Consider the following 18,796-nt stretch of genomic DNA (forward strand, 5'->3'; position numbering starts at 1 on the left):
TTTCCTCCTATGCAAAATGTTCGTGTTTGGCGCAGCTGCCTCGAATGACGAATTCGGTGGGCAAATAGCTGGTCAACGGCAGCGGGATTTTCCCTTCCATCCGTTGGGTCAGCAGCTTCACGGCAATCCGCCCCATTTCTTCCTTATGTACTCGAACCGTCGTCAGACCCGGATTCATGTATTGGGACATTTCGATATCGTCGAAAGACACCACCGACATATCTTCGGGAATGGACAGTCCGAATTCTTGAATCGCTTTGTAGGCGCCGTACGTCATCTTATCGCTTGCGACGAAAAGCGCCGTCGGCCTGTCGTTCATTCGCAGGACATCCACCATCGCTTCATAACTCTGCGCCGTATCGAAGCCGCCGTCCCGGATCCACTCGTGGATCAAGGGAATCGAGTTTGCGCCGAGCGCCTCCTTGTACCCTAGGTAACGCGCTTCCTGCTCGAGAGGGGCGCCTACCCTGGAGCTTCCGCCGATAAAGGCGATTTTTTGGTGACCGAGTTGAAGCAAATATTGAACTGCTTGTCTGGCGGCGCCGCGAAAATCGACCGTCACGCCATCGATTCCCGGCTCCTCTAGACCTCCCACGCAGAATAGCCACGGAGCCTGCTTCGACAGCGTTTTTATGATCGAGGACTTCAACGGACCGACGCAGATGACTCCTACATGCTGTTTATCGATGTCCGCGAACGGGTCGGACTTGAAGAAATCCTCGACTTCGACGGTAAAATCCAACGCCAATCCCTTCGTCATCAGCTCGCTTTCGATTCCGTAGATTATTTCTGAAAAATAAGGATCTTGATATTTCGCCTTCGCCTGATGTAAGACGAGTCCAACCCTGATCTCCGATGCTTTCTCGCCGCTTTCGTCCGGCAGTTGCAGCTTGTGATAGCCCAGTTCTTTCGCGATTTGGATGATCCGCATACGAGTTTGATCGTGAACCGGTGCGATCCCATGATTCCCGCTCAGCGCCCGCGAGACGGAGGATATGGAAACGTTCGCCCGATCGGCGATCTCTTTCAACGTAATTTTCATGACAACACCCGACTTCAATTAGATATCGAACCGCAGCCCGTTACGCCTGAAAAAAATGCAAAAAATTGCAATTTCCGCTTCGTTTTTTTCAATTTCTTGCTTTTAGTTTAGTCGTGTAGTGTTAAGCCCAGGTCAAATCTATATGTAGAATTGGTAAAGATAGATTTGCTCCTCATTCCATGCAAAAAAAAAGCACCGGCTCGTTATGCCGGTGCTTCGACTTCGTCTATTCGAACTTCAAGCGATCTCGTTATTCGTCGCTTTTGTATTCAAGAATATCTCCGGGTTGACAATCTAACGCCTTGCAAATCGCCTCTAGCGTCGATAATCGAACCGCTTTCGCCTTTCCGTTTTTCAATATGGAGAGGTTGGCCATCGTGATTCCGACTCTCTCCGAAAGCTCCGTTACGCTCATTTTTCTTTTCGCCAACATCACGTCGATATTGATTATAATGGCCATGTCATTCACCTCAGACCGTCAATTCGTTTTCTGTTTTTATATCGATAGCTTCTTTCAAGAGCTTTTGGAGAACAGCGGCAAAGACGGCAATGACCATGGAGGCGAAAATCAATACCATTCCGATGACGATAATTCCCGGGGCATCGTCTCTCTCCGCTATGAGGTAGAAGAGCGGCAAGCCTACAACATATAAGCCGCTGATCGCGATCGCGCAGTATTTAATAGACTTTAAAGCTCGTACCGATAAATCCGAGAACGCTTTGTTCTTGTCGATATAGCTGAGCAGTTTAAAAGCTTGATACAGAGCAAAGTAAAACGGGATTGCCGCTGCATACATATCGAGGAAAACGAGATATTTGATCGCCGTAAAATCCGGATACAATTCGGCTGCGTAACTCGCAATCTGCGGCACCAAAAATATGCACAAAGCAAGGACCGGGATTCCGATAAGGATGACTGCCGCCTTTAAAAAGAGTGTTGTTCCTTGTTTCATAAAAAGCCCCTCGCTTAATTTAAAATGTAAAATGACTCTAACACAATTCATATCGTTTTGCAATAAATCATTGCCGATATTGAATATAATTTTGCTGTTGCAAAGATACTGAATGTTGCAGAGATACTAAATTAGCGTATTCGCCCGCCCCACGACAAAGACGGCTCTTCGGTCGATCACGAAGAGCCGTCTTTATTTACTTCCTTTGCGCTTATCCTTGCACGGGAACTTCCGTCGCCGCCGGCGTTTCCTTCCGCCGGAACACCCGCTTCACTCGATTCGCGAACCGATCCGCATACACGTACATGACCGGTACGAGCAGCAGCGTAATGAGCGTGGAGAACGAGAGACCGAAGATGACGACGATCGCCATCGGAGCTTGCATTTCGGCGCCCTCCCCAATGCCCAGGGCCAGCGGCACGAGACCGAGCACGGTCGTGAGCGTCGTCATCAGGATGGCACGAACGCGGCTCGGCGCCGCTTCGACGATCGCCTCTTCAAGCGACATCCCCCTGCCGCGCAGCGTATTCGTATAATCCACGAGCACAATCGCGTTGTTGACGACGATGCCGGCGAGAATGATTACGCCGATGAGCGCCGTGATTCCGAGCGGCGTATTCGTGACGAACAAGCCGACCAGAATGCCGATCAGCGTCGGCGGCATGGCGAACATGATGACGAACGGGAACAGCAACGACTCGAACTGTACGGCCATTACGATGTAGACCAGCACGATCGAGAACGCGAGCGCGAGCCCGAGATCCGTGAACGACTCCATCATATCCTGCGACTGCCCGCCGGTCGAATACGTATAGCCGTCCGGGAAGTTCATGCCCGCCAGCGCCGCCTGCACGTCGGCCGAGACGGAGCCCAAGTCGCGGCCGACGACGTCGCTCGTCACGTTCACTTGCCGCTGTTGGTTTTCGCGTTGAATCATGGCCGGCCCCTGCACCTGATTGAGCTCGGCGACCGTCGACAGCGGCACCGTCTGCCCGGAAGGCGTCGTCAGCTTGAGCGACGTCAGCGCCGCCAGATCGGAGCGTTGCTCCTCCGGCAGGATGACCTTCACGTTGAATTCGTCGCCGCCCTCTCGGTACTGCGTCGCCGTCTGCCCTTCCATCGATAACTGAATCTCGCCGACGATTTGTTGATACGTAAGCCCGTAGAATGCGGCCGCCTTTCGATCGACGACGATATTCAGCTCCGCGTTGCCCTCCGAAGCCGATTTTTCGGGGTTGAAGACGCCTTGCACGCCGGAGATCGTCCAGATCACCTGGTCGGCCAGATCGTTCAACACTTGCTGATCCTGACCGTTGATCGCGATTTGAATGGGGCTCCCGCCGGCCAGCCCGCTTTCCAGCTCGGATACGGTAATTTCCGCGCCCGCGATGTCCGCGGCTTCCGCGGCGATCGCCTGGACGACGTCCGTCGTCGCGATCTCGCGCTCTGACGCGCCGACCAGGACGATCGTATAGCTCGCCGTATTGCTGCTGCCCCCTCCGAAGCCGCCTCCGCTTCCGACCGTGTAGTACGCGGTCTCGATAATATCCTCGTAAGGCTTCAGTAGACCGCTGACCTGCTCCGTAATCGGCAACATCTCTTCCAGCTTCGTGCCGCTCGGCGCTTCCACCGTAATTTGCATCTGGCCTTGGTCGGCACCTGGAATAAATTCCATTCCGATGAACGGAACAAGCGACAAGCTGCCGACAAGCGCCGCGAACGTCGCCAGCAGCGTCGTCTTCTTGAAACGCAGTACCCCTTTCAGCAGCCCCTTATAACCCGACAGCATCTTGTCGAACGCGCGGTCGAACCACACGAGACGCTGCTTCTTCGCCTTGCCCCCCAGCGGAGAAATCAATTGGGAGGATAGCATCGGGATTAATGTGATCGCCGCGATGAGCGACGCGACGAGCGAGAAAGAAACCGTCAGCGCCATCGGCAGGAATAAGTCCGAAGCGAGACCCTCGACGAAGACGATCGGCAGGAAGACGACGACCGTCGTAACGGTCGACGCGATGACCGCGCCGCCGAGCTCGGAGGCGCCCTTCATCGCCGCCTCCTTCATCGGCAGCCCCTTCTCGCGATAACTAAAGATGTTCTCGAGGATGACGATCGCGCTATCCACCATCATGCCGACCCCGAGCGCAAGGCCGCCCATGGAAATGATGTTCAGCGTCTGCCCCGTAAAATACATCAGCGTAAACGTGGAAATGACGGCGATCGGAATCGATAAGCCGATAACGAGCGTCGACCTTGCGCTGCGCAAAAATAAGAGGAGAATAAGCACCGCGAGCGCGCCGCCGCTGATCATATTGCTTACGACGCTATTAATCGACTGCCGAATGATCGTAGACGTATCCGCGATCGTCTCCAGCTTTACGCCCGTCGGCAGGTCCTCCTTCAATTCCTCCAACGCCGCGCGTACTTCCTCCGCCACGCTCACCGTGTTTGCGTCGGATTGCTTCTGGACGGAGAGAACCAGCGCTTCGTTGCCGTTCACGTACGAGAGCGACGTCACCTCCGCGAAGGTATCGTTCACCTCGGCCACGTCCGATACGGTAATTCGCCCGCCGGTCGGCAGATGAATGAGCGTATCGCCGATCTCGGCGACCGAAGCGAACTCGCCCTTGACGCTGAGCTGCAGATCGCCGACGCCCTTGTCGACCGTGCCGACCGGAGACGACAGGTTCTCCGTTCGCAACGCCTGCACGATCTGCGACGCGGACACCCCATAACGAGATAGCTTGGCCTTATCGAGCTCGACCAAAATTTCCCGTGTCTTCCCGCCCTGCACCGACACCGAGGCGACGCCGTCCTGCCGTTCCAAATACGGCACCACGACATCCTCGGCGAGCGCTTGAAGCCGAACCGCCTCCATGCCGGACATTCCCATCGTAATGACCGGGATTTGCTGCGGGTCGAAGCGGAGCACCGTGGGCTCGTTCGCGTTGTCGGGCAGGAACCCCTTCACTTGATCTACCTTCTCCCGCACCTCCATCAGAGCGTTATCCAGATTCGTGCCCGTCTTGAACTGCAGAATGATCAATGAAGAGCTCGGCTGCGACTGCGACATCAACGAATCGATACCTTGCAGCGAGCTGAGCGACGATTCCAGCGGCTCCGTAATCAGCTTCTCGATTTCCTCCGGCGCGGCCCCCTGGTACGAGGTCGCCACCGCGGCGATCGGCAAGTCGATCTTCGGAAATAAATCGATCGCGAGGCTTCGCAGACTGACGCCGCCGAGCGCCAAGACCGCGATCACGATCATTAAGACCCCGATCGGCCGCTTGACCGAAAACTCAACGATTTTCAATTCGCCGCCTCCTCCACGATGTTGACCGAGTTGCCGTCGCTAAGCGTGAATTGGCCTTTCGTCACGACGTCGTCATTCTCCGCGAGTTCCCCTTCGACCGCGCTGAGGTCGGATTGCGTCTGCAGCACCGTCACCGTCGTCTCCACGGCGCGTCCGTCCTTCACGAGGAAGACGTACGCGCTTCCGCCCTTCTCCACGATCGCCGACGTCGGTACCAGCGTCGCATCGCCGACGAGCTCGTTCTCAAGCAGAAACTTGGCCAGCATCCCCGGTTTGATGTTTTCTTCCGGATTCGGCAGCTCCGCTTCCAGCGTGTAGAAGCCCGACCCGTCCGCCACGGACGACAAATACGTTATCTTCGCCGTCGACGTCGTGCCGAGATCGGCCAACTCTATCTCCGCCTCCGTCTTGCCCAGAAGCGCCAGCATCTGATTCGTGCTAACGCTCGCGACGATCCGGATCGGGTCCAAAGCGACGATGCGCGCGAACGGCGAAGACTGGCCGACCAGTTCGCCGGGCTCTACTCCGACATCAACGACCTTCCCGTCGATCGGCGCTTCGATCACGGCGTTCTTCGCGTTCAACTGCGCGAGCTCGACGCGGAGCTGCGCCTGCCGCACGCTCGTCTTCGCTTGATCCAGCTGCGGCTGCGGCGCTCCGGAATTATGGAGTTCCTTATACTGATTTTGCGCTTGTTCCAATGCTAGGCGTTCCATCTCCAGCTGAATGCTCAGGTTTTTGCTGTCCAATCGCCCGAGCACGTCCCCTCTTCGAACGAGCTGATCCTTGACGACCGCGAGCTCGGAGAGCTCGCCGCTCATCTTCGGAATGACGTTCACGTCCGCGCTGGGAAGCGCCGAACCGATTAATTCACTTCGCAGCGTCAATGCGCCCTTCACGACTTTCGTAACCTGAACGGGAGTCACCTTCTCCTTGGCTTGCTCGGCGACGGGCTCTTGCATGCTGCAACCCGCAACTGCGGCGGAGACGACGCAAGCGGCCACGACCAACGTAACGGCTCTTGCAGATTTCACGGTTTCGTACACTCCTTCAATATTTCTCTATGAAAATGACTCATCGGTCACAACTATAACCTACATATACGCAAAAGGAAACCTCCAGTTTCATCATTTTTCGCGCGGCTTGGGATGACTCGTTGGTCAATGCCGACGATTCGCCGGAATATCCCACTCGGTGCGGCGCGGCCGCATCAGTAGCAGCACTTTGCGCTTCATCCCAATGGGTTCGCTCGAACTTCCCGGCCGCACGCGGTCGGGTGCCGTTGGCGCCGTGCGCGGACGGAGAAGAAGAGCGGGGGGCAGTTTATAAATAATTGATAACCCCTTCCTACCTGGGGTTAATCCTGTAAAAAAATAACGTCCGGCGAACCCATCGCCAGACGCTGCATATGCCTTTTACTATTTCATAAAAACCTCTCGTTCGGTTGGAGTATGAGCGGCCATTGGAGTCCTGCGGAAATGCCCCTCATAATGCGAAGGATTGGAAAAGGGGAGCCCCCTTCTGTAACGGTTGCCCTTGAGGTTCGTTATGGATGCTGCGGCGGCTTGTTCTCCCGCATGTCCATCAGGCTCTTCCTTCCCTCGTGGAACAACAGCTTGAGCGTCTTCGTCAGCACGATCTTATGCTCCTGCGATTGATTCAGCGCCCGAATCATCTGGGTAACCTTCTTCCACTTGGCGCGGGACAGATCCTCGATCGTCCAGACGTCAGCGGATTGAAATATTTGGAAGAGCGCATCGACGAATTGCTCGCGCTGAGGCTTCGCAAGCTGACCCAGCCACGACTTCAGCGCGGCCTCCACCACGCGGCTCTCCCTCGCCACCTGTTCCGCCCGGACAAAGCTCGGACCCATGACTTCCCAGGAAAACGCATCGTGTTGCATCAGCAAGGACTGATTGCTCCTTACGACTGCATACGCCTCCTCATGCTCCAGCAGCATGCCGACGACCGACGACTGCGGCACGATCGTTCGAATGCGATCGCGCATCTCAGCATAAGCGTCGCTCCTAGCGATCTTCGCATCGAATCCCGGTCCGTCGTTATTGTAGGCCTCTATGATTCGCGACTTAACGTCGGCTCGGCACATGACCGCCGCATACGCCGCGAGGTTGCCGCCCTTCGAATGACCGCCGAGCCGAAGCGGCGCGCTTCCCTCTACCGCTGTATCCTCCAAGTACCGGACCGCTTCGAACTGCGAGGGTACGGGCGTTGTAATGGTCATATTGAAATTTTCCTTCCAACCGACGATCGTACTGTCCGTTCCGCGGTAGGCGACATACACGGTGCCGTCCTCCAGCTCGACATGCATCGCAGCGAATTGCTTCGTTCGGTCTAGGTCGACGATGTTTTGGAACTTGGACAGCTTCGCGTTCGCGAAGCGGGCGCAGTGCCGAACCTTCCCCAGCAACGAGACGGAGTTGCGCACCATATGGCCGAAGCTCTGAATGCGGTCTTCGCTGTATAGATGGAAGTACCTCTCCGCCGCTTCGCGGATGGAAACCGACGCGTCGATCCATTCGGGCGGCACGACATAATCGAAGTTGACGTAGACCAACTGAGCGAGGACGAGATTGTCTACTTCATTGAACGGAGCTTGCTCCAGCGTTAGGTCTCCCCGCCAATCCAAATAATCTAACATATTCCCCACGCTTCCATCCCACCTCTTTGTTCGCGTTGCATGGCGTTTACTCGAAACCTATCAAATTCCGCACCTCATCCCATTCCATAGTTTGAGATTGCGTTATGCTGCCCTTTAGCGGAATAAGGCTGCCGATCGACGCATCGGCAGCCCGTCGTGTTGTAATACCACGTCTTTCACCCGCTAGCTCAAGGAAAGTAACCATTTAACTGCATCATTGATGTTATTGGCTACATAGTCTGGCACGGTCTCTTCCCAATTTCGTCTGAATTCAGTAAGCGAACCTTCTCCCCAGCCCGTTCTTACCAATATCTTTATTGCACCGACTGCATGTGCGGCTAACATATCGGTTTCTCCTACATCTCCGACAACGACGCATCTTGATAAATCCAATCCATGTTTTTTGACCGCTTCATATAACATACCAGGGTTAGGTTTCTTGCATTCACAGTTTTCTTGACTGCCGTGCGGACAAATAAACGAGTCATCAAAACCGTACTCTTTAAACTGTATCCGAAAGTCTTCAAGAGTGGCCTGACCCTTAGAAATCCTATGCTGATTGGTAAATGCAAACACCTTTATTCCGGCAGCTTTGAGTTCATTGATTGCTTCCTGAGCACCTTCAAACAAGGAGAAATCTTGTGGATGAATAAAGTGTCCAGTCCCGCCAATCGTACCATCTCGATCGATAAATACTGCTTGGAAATTCGACGTCGCGTTTTCCTCCTTCGCTCGTCCATTTTTAGTTTTCCTTTGAGAAAAGCATACCGCGATTTTAACATATCTCCGTTTGGTAATTGAAGAATATTCCAATCATCTGCTCTTGGTCGCGCTTCCCCCTTTCGCCTACCCCCACCAAACATAGTAAGTGCCGAGCATTTGATTGAGCTCTTCCATTGTCGCCATAATATCCGGCGACGATTCGGCAATCGAAATACCTCCTACAAGCGGCAATGCTAAATAGAGCTTACTCAACGTTGCTTTTTCCGCAAAAACCGAAGGTTGTTCCCGTGTCACGCGGATCCGCCACGATTGCGCGAGCAGCTTTTCATACTCTTCATTCGTGCTTTCATCGTTACGCAGCAACTGCTCGATATGCGCATCCGTCATGGCAGGCAATGCGGCGACATCCAGTTTACCTTTAGTAATTAAGCTGCGTACCAGCTTCCTCATCATTGCATTTATGCCGATATTGGCCGTGGATCCGTGCATTCGAGCCTCTTCCCAAATGAGATCGACGACATGCCCGCCGACTTCCGGTGTGAACTCGAGGCTTCCATTTATGTAATTTATCCCGTTCAATAGTTCGCTAGTGGATATACTCAAATATCCACCTGCATACGCGCTTCGTACCCAGGAGTCCAGATGATCGGCATGGAGAGTGCCGTCTTTGTTTCTCAGCAAGCTTCTCCGCGTGCCGTCGATATAGTCCATGACATCGACGGGGCGAACATTCGAAAGAGAAAGGATATTAGCGACCTCCTCCGAAAATATGACTTCCCGCGTCCATTGATGATGGTCCACCCCCTCAATCGAGTCGAGCGTATGGCTGAACGGCGCATGCCCGGCATCGTGAAGCAGCGCCGCGGCTCGTAACGCCCGGTTTTCCGGCTCGAAACGCGCTGTAAGTGCAAATACGCCCAATGTATGCTGTAGTCGGCTGTATGTATGGTGAGTGTTGATAAAAGACGCGCCGCCATGACGAACATAATGAAGCCGCCGCACTGGTTCGCTTCTCATTAGTTCTTTTTCTTCGTGGAAAAGCCGGATCGGCTGCCGCCAAAGCGGCTCCCAGAGATCGTCGAGAGCTCCGTCAAGTCTTAATCGATAATCCATCTCGAGAATCCTCCCTAGTATATAAATAAGATTCCATCCCTTATTACCAGACAATAAATACAACACCTATGAAAATAATTAGAGAGCCAAGTATTTTGTGGTGATTGTATCTTTCTTTTAGAAGATACACCCCAAGTAAAGAACCAATTACTATACTGGATTCCCTAACCGGCGCCACTAAACTTACTGGCACTTCAGTAAGAACAATGAGTACCAAAATATACGACAATCCAGCTAAACCACCGGCGATAGCCATTTTCAACCATTCGTTCTTCCATTGTCTGGTTACAGCGCCTATATTCCTGACCTGAACTGCGCCTAATACGAGAACCTGTCCAAGATTTTCAATAACATTTAAGGAAACGGGAGGTATTACAGATACCGCCAGCTTGTCGAACAGTGTATAGCACGTAATGAGAAGGCCGACCAGTAATGGGTAAGGCGACTTAATCATGGACGTAAGCGACTTTAATCCCATTGAGAAAGTTACGCCAGAATACATAATGTAAATACCAATAAAAATAAGAAAGCTGCCTACTACGCTTAGAAATGTAACAGGCTCACTTAGTAATATGGATCCGGCTGCGACTACAAGTAATGGTCCGAGGCCCCTCGAAATAGGATAAGCTAACGAAAAGTCGCTTTTCTCATAAGCTTTGGAGAGGACAATTGCATATGCACTATGCAGCACGATACTTCCCGCGCCCCAAAAAATCCACTCATATGTAATAGTAGCTCCTTTTGGCCAAAAGAGAAAACTTATGGGTAGAAAAATGATGACCGACCAGATTCTCAGCGACCATAAAAAGACCGCTTTATTTTCACTTTGTTTTAACATGATGTTCCAAAGAGCATGTGAAATTGATGCAATTAATACAAGGTAGAACCAGTAATTTGCCATCGGCATCCCCACAATATTCCAATTTTATAAATAAGCAGCCTCAAGAAATGCCGAAAAGCGATGGATCGGCTCCATCGCTTTGTTCTTCGCGTTCTACACTCCTACCTTATTTTGACTCGCCACGTAAGGCACGTCGGCGATCATGCAGCACCAGGAGGAGGGTCATTCCCATCATCACCCCAAGGACGGTGCCGGCTTCCACAGTCAGCACCTGTGCCAGGGGATACTCCGGGGCGTTCGGTGCATCGGGGCGGGAAGCGGACAGTTGGTTGAAAAGATTGTAAGAGAAAAGCATGCCCGACGAGATCCAAGCCGCTGCCATTGGAAGCAGGAACCTCCGAGAGCCTCTGCGGGAAGTAAGCACAAGAATACCCCATGCCCCTGCAAAAGCCCACACACCGGTACTCAACGACAGCAGGCGCCACCATAAATCGCGGTCACCCAGCATTACCGGGTCGATGCCAAGGGTTCCACCCAGCGCCCAGAACACCTTGATAACGCCAAGCAAGATGCACCCGCCTGCGACAAACCTGGCCAGGGAAAACTGCAGCTGCCGGGTGTTACCTTGCGGATCCCCGCAGTCAATCGGACCGCCCAGCGACTCCGGCCACCTCGTCTTGGCGTACCCTGCTAATGCCAGAGGCAGGCAGATACCTACTCCGACAAGCGAGAGCATGACGAAGACTTGCTCATAAACCCAATAGTCGGCCGAACCTGTTCCCATATCCCGACGAATTGCGGCCGGCCCAAGCACTGGCGCCAGTAGCAGCATAGGCACAAGAAGACCGGTGCCCACCCACACAGGAAAGACAACCAACCACGAGGGTAATCGCTCCCCCCACGGCCTGCAGAACGCCATTGCCAATAAAATGCCGGCCGCGGCGAGAACCATGGTGACCGCATTGGCAGTACGCCAGCTGGGGTCGCCCATTTGACTGGTTGGCATAAATAGACCAAACGTCCATGCGATTTTAATCAGCAGATACGGAGACACCGCTGCCGCGGCGCCATACCCCCAGATTTTTCGCATCCGGGTCAAGCGCGCGGTTTGATTTTCCGTTGTGCTTATCATTCGTCACTCCTGCCTCCTCCACCTATAGTCCGGTAAAGGACTAATTTCGAACACCACTCAAGAGTAACCCCTACATGTTTCGGGATTCTAATGAAAACCTAAAAGAAGTATAAATTCTTGTCGTTGGGTGGACGCACCTACGAAATGCGCGTAATAAATGCAATTAAAAAAAGCGAAGTAAGCTAAAGCGCCGATTCGGCCCAGTCGCCATGCAGTTTGCGGATATATACGATTTGGCCGATATGATACGCGTTATGGGTGGTCACGTTGGCGATGACCTGCCACCACTTGGCCGGCTCCTCGAACCCGTCCGCGCGCCGTTCCAACTTTTCGGGAACGAGCTCCTCCTGCCAGCGCAGCAGCACTTTCAGTAAAGCTTCCCTCAAGGTTTTGAAATCTTGGCCCTCCGGCACGACGAAGCTTGCGTCGTTGCTCGAAATCCGCGGCACGGCATCGAGCCGGGACGCCCGGCAGCGCTCCTGCCAAGTCTCGTTCCAGTACAGCAGATGCTGCGCGATCTCCGAGATGCTATTGACGTTCGCGTCCGGCTTCCGGAAGGCGTCTGCCTCGGACAAACCTTCGGTCGCCTGTTTGAAAGGCGTATACCAGCTCGGATCATCGGCATTGGCAAGCAGCTGGTCGGACAGTACTTCCTTCGCATGAGCCATGAAGACACGCTCCTTTCGATTTTTTTGATTCTGATTGTTGCCCCCACCCTCCCAGTATAATAAATTTCCAGGGACGATACAGGTAAACTTGCATCATTTCCAATCGTAGGGAATGAACCGATTCGAAGCTCGACCAGGTGTTAAGATCGTGAGATTCGCGGGTTATTTAGAAAGAGAGACAAGGACACAGACAAACCTATTGCAATATTCATAGGATATTACGGAAGAAAAGTAGGGGAATTGCAAAGAGGAGGTAATCCCGAATGACGATACGCAAAAGAAAGCCCTCGCTATTAAAACCGGGTCCGAGAGCGAAAAGGAAGCGGATCCCCGTTGCCAAGATCATGTCGATCTACCAAAGACGCCTTCGTCTGCACAATGCGATGCCTGTCAAGAACGTGTCCGTCAGCCAACGCAACATCCGAATCGGAACGGGCGAAGATTGGACGAATGCGATCGAAGTGACCAGAAACCCCGCTTGGGTGGAGGTAAACAATGCGGATTACGTCTGGAGCGATCGAAATCCCACCGGCGATTTCGCCGTCGTGTCTAGACGATTTCGAATTCCTCGAGGAGACATCGAACGAGGCAGCTTGTTCCTGTCCGTCGACAATTACGCCGTCGTTCTTATTAATGGAAGAATCGTAGTATACGACAACCCGGAAGCGAACGCCGCTTTTTTCAACCCGGGCAGAACATTTAACGTGAGACGGCTCTTACGCAACGGGCGCAACGATATCGTCATCATCGCCTTTAATCTCGGGGGTGCGCGATCGGACGCCAATCCGGCCGGCGTTGCCGCCAGACTGGACATCCGCGTTGACGATTAAATGCAACATTCTGGCGGTCCTTCGGGACGGCCTTTTTTGTTTTCCGATGGGGTCGGGGGCATACTGTTACAATAATAACGACGCTACTAAGAATGGAGTCGACAAATGAAAGCTACCTCGGTTGGAGTTCTCATTACGAACGGCATCGTGTACTTGGCCTGTCACTCCACGGGAAACTCCTTTTACGATCTTCCCAAAGGAATCATGGAGCCGGGCGAATCGCCCATTGACGTGTGCTGCCGGGAAACAAAAGAGGAAACCGGAATTTCGTTGGATCCGGCGCGACTCCGAGATTTGGGTGTGTTCCCCTACTTACGAAATAAAGATTTGCACCTTTTCCTCTGGGTTACCGATGAATTGCCCGATCCGAATAGGATGGTGTGCACCTCGTTTTTTGAACATCCCAGGAGCAAGAGATGGATCCCGGAGGTGGACGGGTACCGATATATCCCTTTCGAGGAGACGAATCAATGGATGGCGAAAAGCATGGCGGTTGTTCTCATGAAAATCCTCGAGAAGATTTGATTGCAACCGTGCCTCGCGGCGGTTTTCCCGCAAGCTGATTGCCGACGAATATTTTCTTCTTGTAAAACCCGATAATGCTCGAAACGATGATTACGGACGCGATCGACAGCATGCCTTCCAACGCTCCGACAGAATAGAAGCCAAGCAAGACGATGCCCGTATCGAACACAAAATTGACGTTTCCCGGATTCACGTTATACCGGTTCTGCAAAAACAGAGCTATAATGTTGACCCCGCCTAAAGAAGCGCGGTTGACGAACAACGTCGTTAATCCGATGCCGCAAAGGACGCTGCCGATGAACGTTCCAACAAACATGTTGAGAACGAAGTCTGGGAGCCAGCGATCGACGGCGGTCATCGTCGTCACCGACAAGACGGAAATCATCGTGGACAACGTGAAATTCCATCCCATCCGGATCGCCGCAACGAAATAAAACGGGATGTTCACGATGAAAAACAACAGTGCGAACGGCATGTCGAACATATAGGAGAGCGTCAGCGTCAGTCCCGCCGTTCCGCCCGTAACGACCCCAGAATGCTTTAGTACGATGAGTCCGAGGCTAACGAGCAAACAACCTGCCGCAATACATAACGGACGACCCGCCCCTGCAATCCGGCCGCGCCGAAATAGGTAAGTCATCGCGGCATCCCTCCCTGTATCCAATGGTAAGCGCTCGATATCCTGACGCCATTAGTTTACATGTTATAATACGAAGCTCGGAAAACATATGCATTTATGACTAAAAAACCGCCACAACCCTTTCCGTTCCGAATATAATTTGCTACGATTTATTGCATATTGAAACGAAGGAAGCTGAGAACGAATGGACAAAACCGATATTGCGTTATTGAACATTTTGCAGGAGGATGCGCGAATTACCGTGAGCGAATTGTCCAAGAAGCTGATGCTAAGCCGGCCGAGCGTCACGGAGCGGCTGCACCGCCTTCAGGAGAAAGGGATTATCGAGGGTTTCTCGGCGCGCGTATCGCCTGCGGCTTTCGGCAGGAATACGATGTTGATCATCCAGATCAGCGACTTGAAAATCCCCGCGATGCAATGGGAGAAGATGATCGTAGAGGAGCGGGACGTGCTCGAATGCCATCGAGTGACAGGGCACATCGGCTATGTCATCAAGGCGGCCGTGAACGGAATGGACGGACTTCGCGCGCTTGTGGATCGTCTCATGAATTACAGCAATTACGTGAACACGTCCGTCATCTTGACTTCTCCGGTTTCTTATCGTCCGATTGTTCCCACCGGAGAAGAATAGACGCCCTGTCTCAATAGAAAACAGCGGCAGCTCTGGACCGGAAGAAGTCCTTGGCTGCCGCTATTCTATGATTTCCTCGGGATTAATTCATCCCTTTTACCGTTCGGACCAACTCGGCCCCGATCCCGAGCTTATACCCTTCGGCAGCGTACCGAATTCGTCGCAAGCCGTCCACAGCGACGACGACGGGGCGGTCCATGCCGCGAAGACCTTCGAACGCGTCGCGAAGCCGACGCAACAGCTCCTCCCCCTCGTCGACCGCGATCGACGCCGTATCCGGCAGCCCTTCCGGCGACGCCAATCGCGAAGACAGCGCATCCCGGACGAATAACCGGATCGGTCCGCCCCAACGTTCGAGCTCGTGCTTCGCTTCGCGCAGCTCGCGCTGCAGATGCTTCGAAGGTTCCCGCTCGGGATCCAGCCACGCGAAGACGGCGCCGGCTCGCGCGATGTCGGATCCCCCCGCCAGGCCGGCGAACGCGACTTCGCCGATCTGTCCCAGCACAGGGATCCGGACGGACTCCTGCGGGAAGGCAAGCTCGACAAGTGCCGTCTCGCCGGGCGACACCGTAAAGAACGCGAGGCGCGCACGAGCCGTGCCGTCGCTTAACCGGACGGCCGTCGTCAGCCGATACAAGCCGGCAAGCACCTCGTAGGGCTTGCTGTAGACGTCCTTTTCCCCGAACGGAATTTGCAGCGTATGGAACAAGCCGTCCTCGAGGCGCGCAATCGTGAAGTTCAGATGGTACGCCGCTTCGACGTCCGCGGATGCTTCGGCTTTCGAGAAGACCACCGTCCCCTTCTCTCCGGGCGCTGCCGGAACCTCCGGCTCTCCGAAACGCGCATCGCGCCATTCGCCGGCTTGCCAGTATTGGGGGCGCAGGTCCAGCGGCTCGAGACGCGCCGGAACGCCTACGCTTCTAGCCGCCGCCACGAACAAAATATCCCGGCTGAGCGGATCCGCCGTCTTCATCCGATACGTCCCGACCGGCGTCGTCATGCCCGCATACCGGTCGACGTCCCGAACGATTCGCAGCTCGCTCCGAAGCCGCTCGACGAGCGCCTCCGGATCGTCTCGGAACCGCCCCCGCTCCTCCTGGGAGAACGCCGCTTCGAAGAACGCCCGGTAAGGCGCGATCATCTCGTGACGGACGCGCGGGCAGAGCACGTAAGCGTCGAACCGTTCCGGCGCGTCCGCCTGGTCCGCGTACGCCATCGCCCCCTCCAGATGGTCGAGCAGCGCAGGCCGGAACGTATCCGCCAAATCCTTATCCCGCAGCGTCTCCAACAGCCGCAGCGCCCATTCCCCGCGGCGGGGCGCCGCCTCTCGCAGAAACGCCGCGATCTCGGCCCAGTTGCCCTTGGCCTTCCGCAACGCGGCTCGCACCCGAGGCGCCGGAAGCCGAAGCGCGGTCGCCAGCTCGTCGGCTTGCTCTTCCGTAACGAACGTCGCCTCGAACGCGGCGCGAACGGCGGTCCCTTCCCGCATGCGCGCTTCGTGACGCTGCCGCTGCGCTTCCGTGACCGGCGCGTCGTCTCCCTCTTCGGCGACCGGCGGGGGCGTCATCTCCCACTCTAGCTCCTCGCCGGATTCCGGCGCCGCGCGAAGCGTCAACTGGAACTCCGGCCCTTCCGCGACGCGGACGCGCCGAAAGCCCCAACCGGTATCGGTCCTCGCGTGCACGAGCAGGTCGCCGTACCCGGTCGTCAAGCTCGCCCGCCCCGAATCGTCCGTCCGGCGCGTCGCGATCGAATAAAACTCCGCGAAGTTATACAGTTGGAAGTGTACCTCCGCGCGCCGCGGGTTCCCTTCTTCGTCGACGACCCGAATCGTGATTCGCTTCGTCGGCGCGTAGTTGTCCAGCATATTGATTTCCGCATACCACGGGTGGTCGGAGCAGATTTCTTCCGCCCCCGCATAGTCGGCGGCGACCCTAGTATTCACGAGCATCGCCCTGCGGGCCGGCGCCCGGAACCACCCTTCGTTCAGCTTCGGCTCGGGCTCGCACGCCCCGAGGAAATGCCATCGACCGTCCGCCCAAGCCTCCACCCACGCGTGGTTCGAATCGCAATGCGCCCAACGGGGCGTGTAGCATTGCCTCGCCGGAATGCCGATCGACCGGAGCGCCGCTACCGCGAGCGTCGACTGCTCCCCGCAGCGGCCCTGCGCCGTACGCATCAGCGTCAGCGGAGACACCGTGCGAACATCCGTGCCGACATAGGTCGCCGTCTCGTGGCACCAATAATTCGTCTCCAGAATCGCGTCGGCCATGGAGAGATCCTTCACTCGGTCGTACAGACGGTCGAGAAGGACGGACCGGCTGTCGTCGACGTTTTCGTTGTTGACCCGATAAGGCAGCACGAAATGCAAGAAAATATCGTCCGGCACGCTCCTCCCCCAAGGCATCCGCTCACGGACCGCTAACGCCTGACGAACATGGTTCAGGAAGAAAGCCCCGTCGTAATCCGCCAGATCGTGCAACGGCATGTACGCGAATAGAAATTTCAGCAACAGCTTCTCTTCCGGCTCCAACGGTCCGTCCAATAACCGGAACAGGTCTTCCTGGCGGTGGCGCGCCCATTCTCTCTTCATCTCCAGCTTACGTTCCAGCGTCTCCGCGTCTAATCCGTAGTTCATCGTATACGCAGTCATTCGTCTTCCCCGCCCTTCCGCTTATTCTCTCCAAAGCTTCCCGTCTTCGCGAATATGCAAACGCGTGCGCCCGTCGCCGGACGGCGCCGAGGCGTGGAACGTACCGCTCGTCGTCTCGAGGCGCAGCTCGCATGTCCAGCCTTCGTCGTCGACGAGCCGCTCCGGTTCGTCGCAGTAGACGCCATGCTCCGCGTAATAATTCCGTTCGCGGTAGTACAGCTTCCTGAGCTCCCACTTCACGCGTTCCTCGGGCGGCAACGTCCATTCCATCTCCGGCTCGCCCGCGAACTGAACGTACCCCCACAGCTCGGGATAGTGCATGTTGACGATCCCCATGGGGCTCCACACCCAGTTCTCCTCCGGCAGCGGACGGCCGGTAGCCGGATCCTTCCGCTTCGCGTAAACGCCGTCTTGCACGTCCACGTGCCACTCCACCCGGGAGAAGTTCACGCGCCAGAAATCCCCCTCCGACGGACGCCATCCGCCGGGCGCGCACTCCTTCAAGCTGTCCCACGGCATCGCGATTTCGACGCTCCACTTCCGATTCGCCGCATCCGGCCGGTTGATCGTACCGTCGATATGGACCGCCGTGCGCAGGCCGCGGATGTCCCATCCATTGATCGCCGGCCCCCCGTCCCGGTAAGGCTTCGGGAGCAGCAAATCCCATACCGTGTTGAAGGCGTTGATTTCGAATTCATAGTAGTTGTGCGAGTCGCCGTCCGGGTCGATGAAAATTTCAAAGTCGTTGTCGTAGAAAATGACGGAATCCCGCTCGGTTTGCGTCGCCCAAATCTCGTCTTCTTCGAGCTCTGCGCCGAAGTAAAAATAATCGTCGTCCCAGAGCATCTTCGCTCTCGTTCGTTTCGCAGGCAGGGGCTTGCGGTCGCCTTCGATGTCGACGAAGTCGTCCGTCCAGGGAGCCGCCCCCCAGAACGGCTTATCCAGACGGCCGTCGAGCTCCGACGGTCCGACGGCTCTCCGGCAGACGTAATGTTTCGGTTCGTAGGCGATGTTCGGTTCGGGCACAGGGCTTCGATTCATCGTTTTTTACCTCCGGTCAACATAAACATTGA

Annotated in this window: 17 protein-coding genes; 3 read left to right on the plus strand and 14 right to left on the minus strand. The window is 55.2% G+C overall.

Annotated elements, in window-relative coordinates; translation table 11 throughout:
* Positions 1-7: 7 nt before the first annotated feature.
* From FE782_RS22405 to FE782_RS22455, 11 genes are all read right to left on the minus strand, one after another.
* The gene (locus FE782_RS22405; RefSeq protein ID WP_138196571.1) at positions 8-1,042 is read right to left on the minus strand and encodes a LacI family DNA-binding transcriptional regulator; all 1,035 of its coding nucleotides are present in this window, start codon (positions 1,040-1,042) and stop codon (positions 8-10) included.
* Between the two features lie 250 nt (positions 1,043-1,292).
* On the minus strand, positions 1,293-1,502 hold the full coding sequence (locus tag FE782_RS22410) for a helix-turn-helix domain-containing protein (protein WP_138196572.1): 210 nt from the start codon (positions 1,500-1,502) through the stop codon (positions 1,293-1,295).
* 10 nt (positions 1,503-1,512) lie between these two features.
* Positions 1,513-1,995: a DUF2975 domain-containing protein gene (locus FE782_RS22415; protein WP_138196573.1), complete on the minus strand. Its 483-nt coding sequence runs from the start codon at positions 1,993-1,995 to the stop codon at positions 1,513-1,515.
* A gap of 211 nt (positions 1,996-2,206) precedes the next feature.
* On the minus strand, positions 2,207-5,308 hold the full coding sequence (locus FE782_RS22420; protein WP_138196574.1) for an efflux RND transporter permease subunit: 3,102 nt from the start codon (positions 5,306-5,308) through the stop codon (positions 2,207-2,209).
* Positions 5,305-6,342, minus strand: coding sequence for an efflux RND transporter periplasmic adaptor subunit (locus FE782_RS22425; RefSeq protein WP_238392615.1), 1,038 nt, complete (start codon positions 6,340-6,342; stop codon positions 5,305-5,307). The genes FE782_RS22420 and FE782_RS22425 overlap by 4 nt, the downstream gene beginning before the upstream one ends.
* A 512-nt stretch (positions 6,343-6,854) precedes the next feature.
* The gene (locus FE782_RS22430) at positions 6,855-7,967 is read right to left on the minus strand and encodes a DUF2974 domain-containing protein (protein WP_238392620.1); all 1,113 of its coding nucleotides are present in this window, start codon (positions 7,965-7,967) and stop codon (positions 6,855-6,857) included.
* Positions 7,968-8,150: 183 nt separating this feature from the next.
* Entirely contained in the window at positions 8,151-8,780 is a 630-nt protein-coding gene (locus tag FE782_RS22435) for an HAD-IIIA family hydrolase (RefSeq protein WP_238392616.1), read from the minus strand.
* A 33-nt stretch (positions 8,781-8,813) separates the two neighbouring features.
* Complete coding sequence (locus FE782_RS22440) at positions 8,814-9,803, minus strand: HD domain-containing protein (protein WP_138196576.1); 990 nt, start codon at positions 9,801-9,803, stop codon at positions 8,814-8,816.
* A gap of 43 nt (positions 9,804-9,846) precedes the next feature.
* The gene (locus FE782_RS22445; protein WP_158299505.1) at positions 9,847-10,704 is read right to left on the minus strand and encodes a DMT family transporter; all 858 of its coding nucleotides are present in this window, start codon (positions 10,702-10,704) and stop codon (positions 9,847-9,849) included.
* A gap of 106 nt (positions 10,705-10,810) precedes the next feature.
* Entirely contained in the window at positions 10,811-11,776 is a 966-nt protein-coding gene (locus FE782_RS22450; RefSeq protein ID WP_138196578.1) for a hypothetical protein, read from the minus strand.
* A 182-nt stretch (positions 11,777-11,958) separates the two neighbouring features.
* Positions 11,959-12,444 (minus strand): DinB family protein, encoded by a 486-nt coding sequence (locus tag FE782_RS22455; RefSeq protein WP_138196579.1) that lies wholly within the window; start codon positions 12,442-12,444, stop codon positions 11,959-11,961.
* 263 nt (positions 12,445-12,707) lie between these two features.
* On the opposite strand from FE782_RS22455, the gene FE782_RS22460 reads away from it, so the two are divergent.
* Positions 12,708-13,274 (plus strand): hypothetical protein, encoded by a 567-nt coding sequence (locus FE782_RS22460; RefSeq protein ID WP_138196580.1) that lies wholly within the window; start codon positions 12,708-12,710, stop codon positions 13,272-13,274.
* Between the two features lie 105 nt (positions 13,275-13,379).
* Positions 13,380-13,799: an NUDIX hydrolase gene (locus FE782_RS22465; RefSeq protein WP_138196581.1), complete on the plus strand. Its 420-nt coding sequence runs from the start codon at positions 13,380-13,382 to the stop codon at positions 13,797-13,799.
* On the opposite strand, the gene FE782_RS22470 is transcribed toward FE782_RS22465, so the two are convergent.
* Positions 13,774-14,439 (minus strand): YitT family protein, encoded by a 666-nt coding sequence (locus FE782_RS22470; RefSeq protein ID WP_138196582.1) that lies wholly within the window; start codon positions 14,437-14,439, stop codon positions 13,774-13,776. The genes FE782_RS22465 and FE782_RS22470 overlap by 26 nt on opposite strands.
* Positions 14,440-14,623: 184 nt before the next feature.
* Here FE782_RS22470 and FE782_RS22475 point away from each other — a divergent pair, with 184 nt between their 5' ends.
* The gene (locus tag FE782_RS22475) at positions 14,624-15,070 is read left to right on the plus strand and encodes an Lrp/AsnC family transcriptional regulator (protein WP_138196583.1); all 447 of its coding nucleotides are present in this window, start codon (positions 14,624-14,626) and stop codon (positions 15,068-15,070) included.
* 82 nt (positions 15,071-15,152) lie between these two features.
* Here FE782_RS22475 and FE782_RS22480 read toward each other — a convergent pair whose 3' ends face one another.
* Positions 15,153-17,723, minus strand: coding sequence for a transglutaminase-like domain-containing protein (locus FE782_RS22480; RefSeq protein WP_138196584.1), 2,571 nt, complete (start codon positions 17,721-17,723; stop codon positions 15,153-15,155).
* A 21-nt stretch (positions 17,724-17,744) separates the two neighbouring features.
* The gene (locus FE782_RS22485; protein ID WP_138196585.1) at positions 17,745-18,764 is read right to left on the minus strand and encodes a carbohydrate-binding family 9-like protein; all 1,020 of its coding nucleotides are present in this window, start codon (positions 18,762-18,764) and stop codon (positions 17,745-17,747) included.
* Between the last annotated feature and the right edge of the window lie 32 nt (positions 18,765-18,796).

The sequence above is a fragment of the Paenibacillus antri genome (assembly GCF_005765165.1).
GTDB lineage: Bacteria > Bacillota > Bacilli > Paenibacillales > YIM-B00363 > Paenibacillus_AE > Paenibacillus_AE antri.

What these genes read in the sequence shown, in the direction of transcription:
- FE782_RS22405 (WP_138196571.1), bottom strand. Translation starts at nt 1,042, where the DNA reads ATGAAAATTACGTTGAAAGAGATCGCCGATCGGGCGAACGTTTCCATA.
- FE782_RS22410 (WP_138196572.1), bottom strand. Translation starts at nt 1,502, where the DNA reads ATGGCCATTATAATCAATATCGACGTGATGTTGGCGAAAAGAAAAATG.
- FE782_RS22415 (WP_138196573.1), bottom strand. Translation starts at nt 1,995, where the DNA reads ATGAAACAAGGAACAACACTCTTTTTAAAGGCGGCAGTCATCCTTATC.
- FE782_RS22430 (WP_238392620.1), bottom strand. Translation starts at nt 7,967, where the DNA reads ATGTTAGATTATTTGGATTGGCGGGGAGACCTAACGCTGGAGCAAGCT.
- FE782_RS22440 (WP_138196576.1), bottom strand. Translation starts at nt 9,803, where the DNA reads ATGGATTATCGATTAAGACTTGACGGAGCTCTCGACGATCTCTGGGAG.
- FE782_RS22445 (WP_158299505.1), bottom strand. Translation starts at nt 10,704, where the DNA reads ATGGCAAATTACTGGTTCTACCTTGTATTAATTGCATCAATTTCACAT.
- FE782_RS22450 (WP_138196578.1), bottom strand. Translation starts at nt 11,776, where the DNA reads ATGATAAGCACAACGGAAAATCAAACCGCGCGCTTGACCCGGATGCGA.
- FE782_RS22455 (WP_138196579.1), bottom strand. Translation starts at nt 12,444, where the DNA reads ATGGCTCATGCGAAGGAAGTACTGTCCGACCAGCTGCTTGCCAATGCC.
- FE782_RS22460 (WP_138196580.1), top strand. Translation starts at nt 12,708, where the DNA reads ATGACGATACGCAAAAGAAAGCCCTCGCTATTAAAACCGGGTCCGAGA.
- FE782_RS22465 (WP_138196581.1), top strand. Translation starts at nt 13,380, where the DNA reads ATGAAAGCTACCTCGGTTGGAGTTCTCATTACGAACGGCATCGTGTAC.
- FE782_RS22470 (WP_138196582.1), bottom strand. Translation starts at nt 14,439, where the DNA reads ATGACTTACCTATTTCGGCGCGGCCGGATTGCAGGGGCGGGTCGTCCG.
- FE782_RS22475 (WP_138196583.1), top strand. Translation starts at nt 14,624, where the DNA reads ATGGACAAAACCGATATTGCGTTATTGAACATTTTGCAGGAGGATGCG.
- FE782_RS22480 (WP_138196584.1), bottom strand. Translation starts at nt 17,723, where the DNA reads ATGACTGCGTATACGATGAACTACGGATTAGACGCGGAGACGCTGGAA.
- FE782_RS22485 (WP_138196585.1), bottom strand. Translation starts at nt 18,764, where the DNA reads ATGAATCGAAGCCCTGTGCCCGAACCGAACATCGCCTACGAACCGAAA.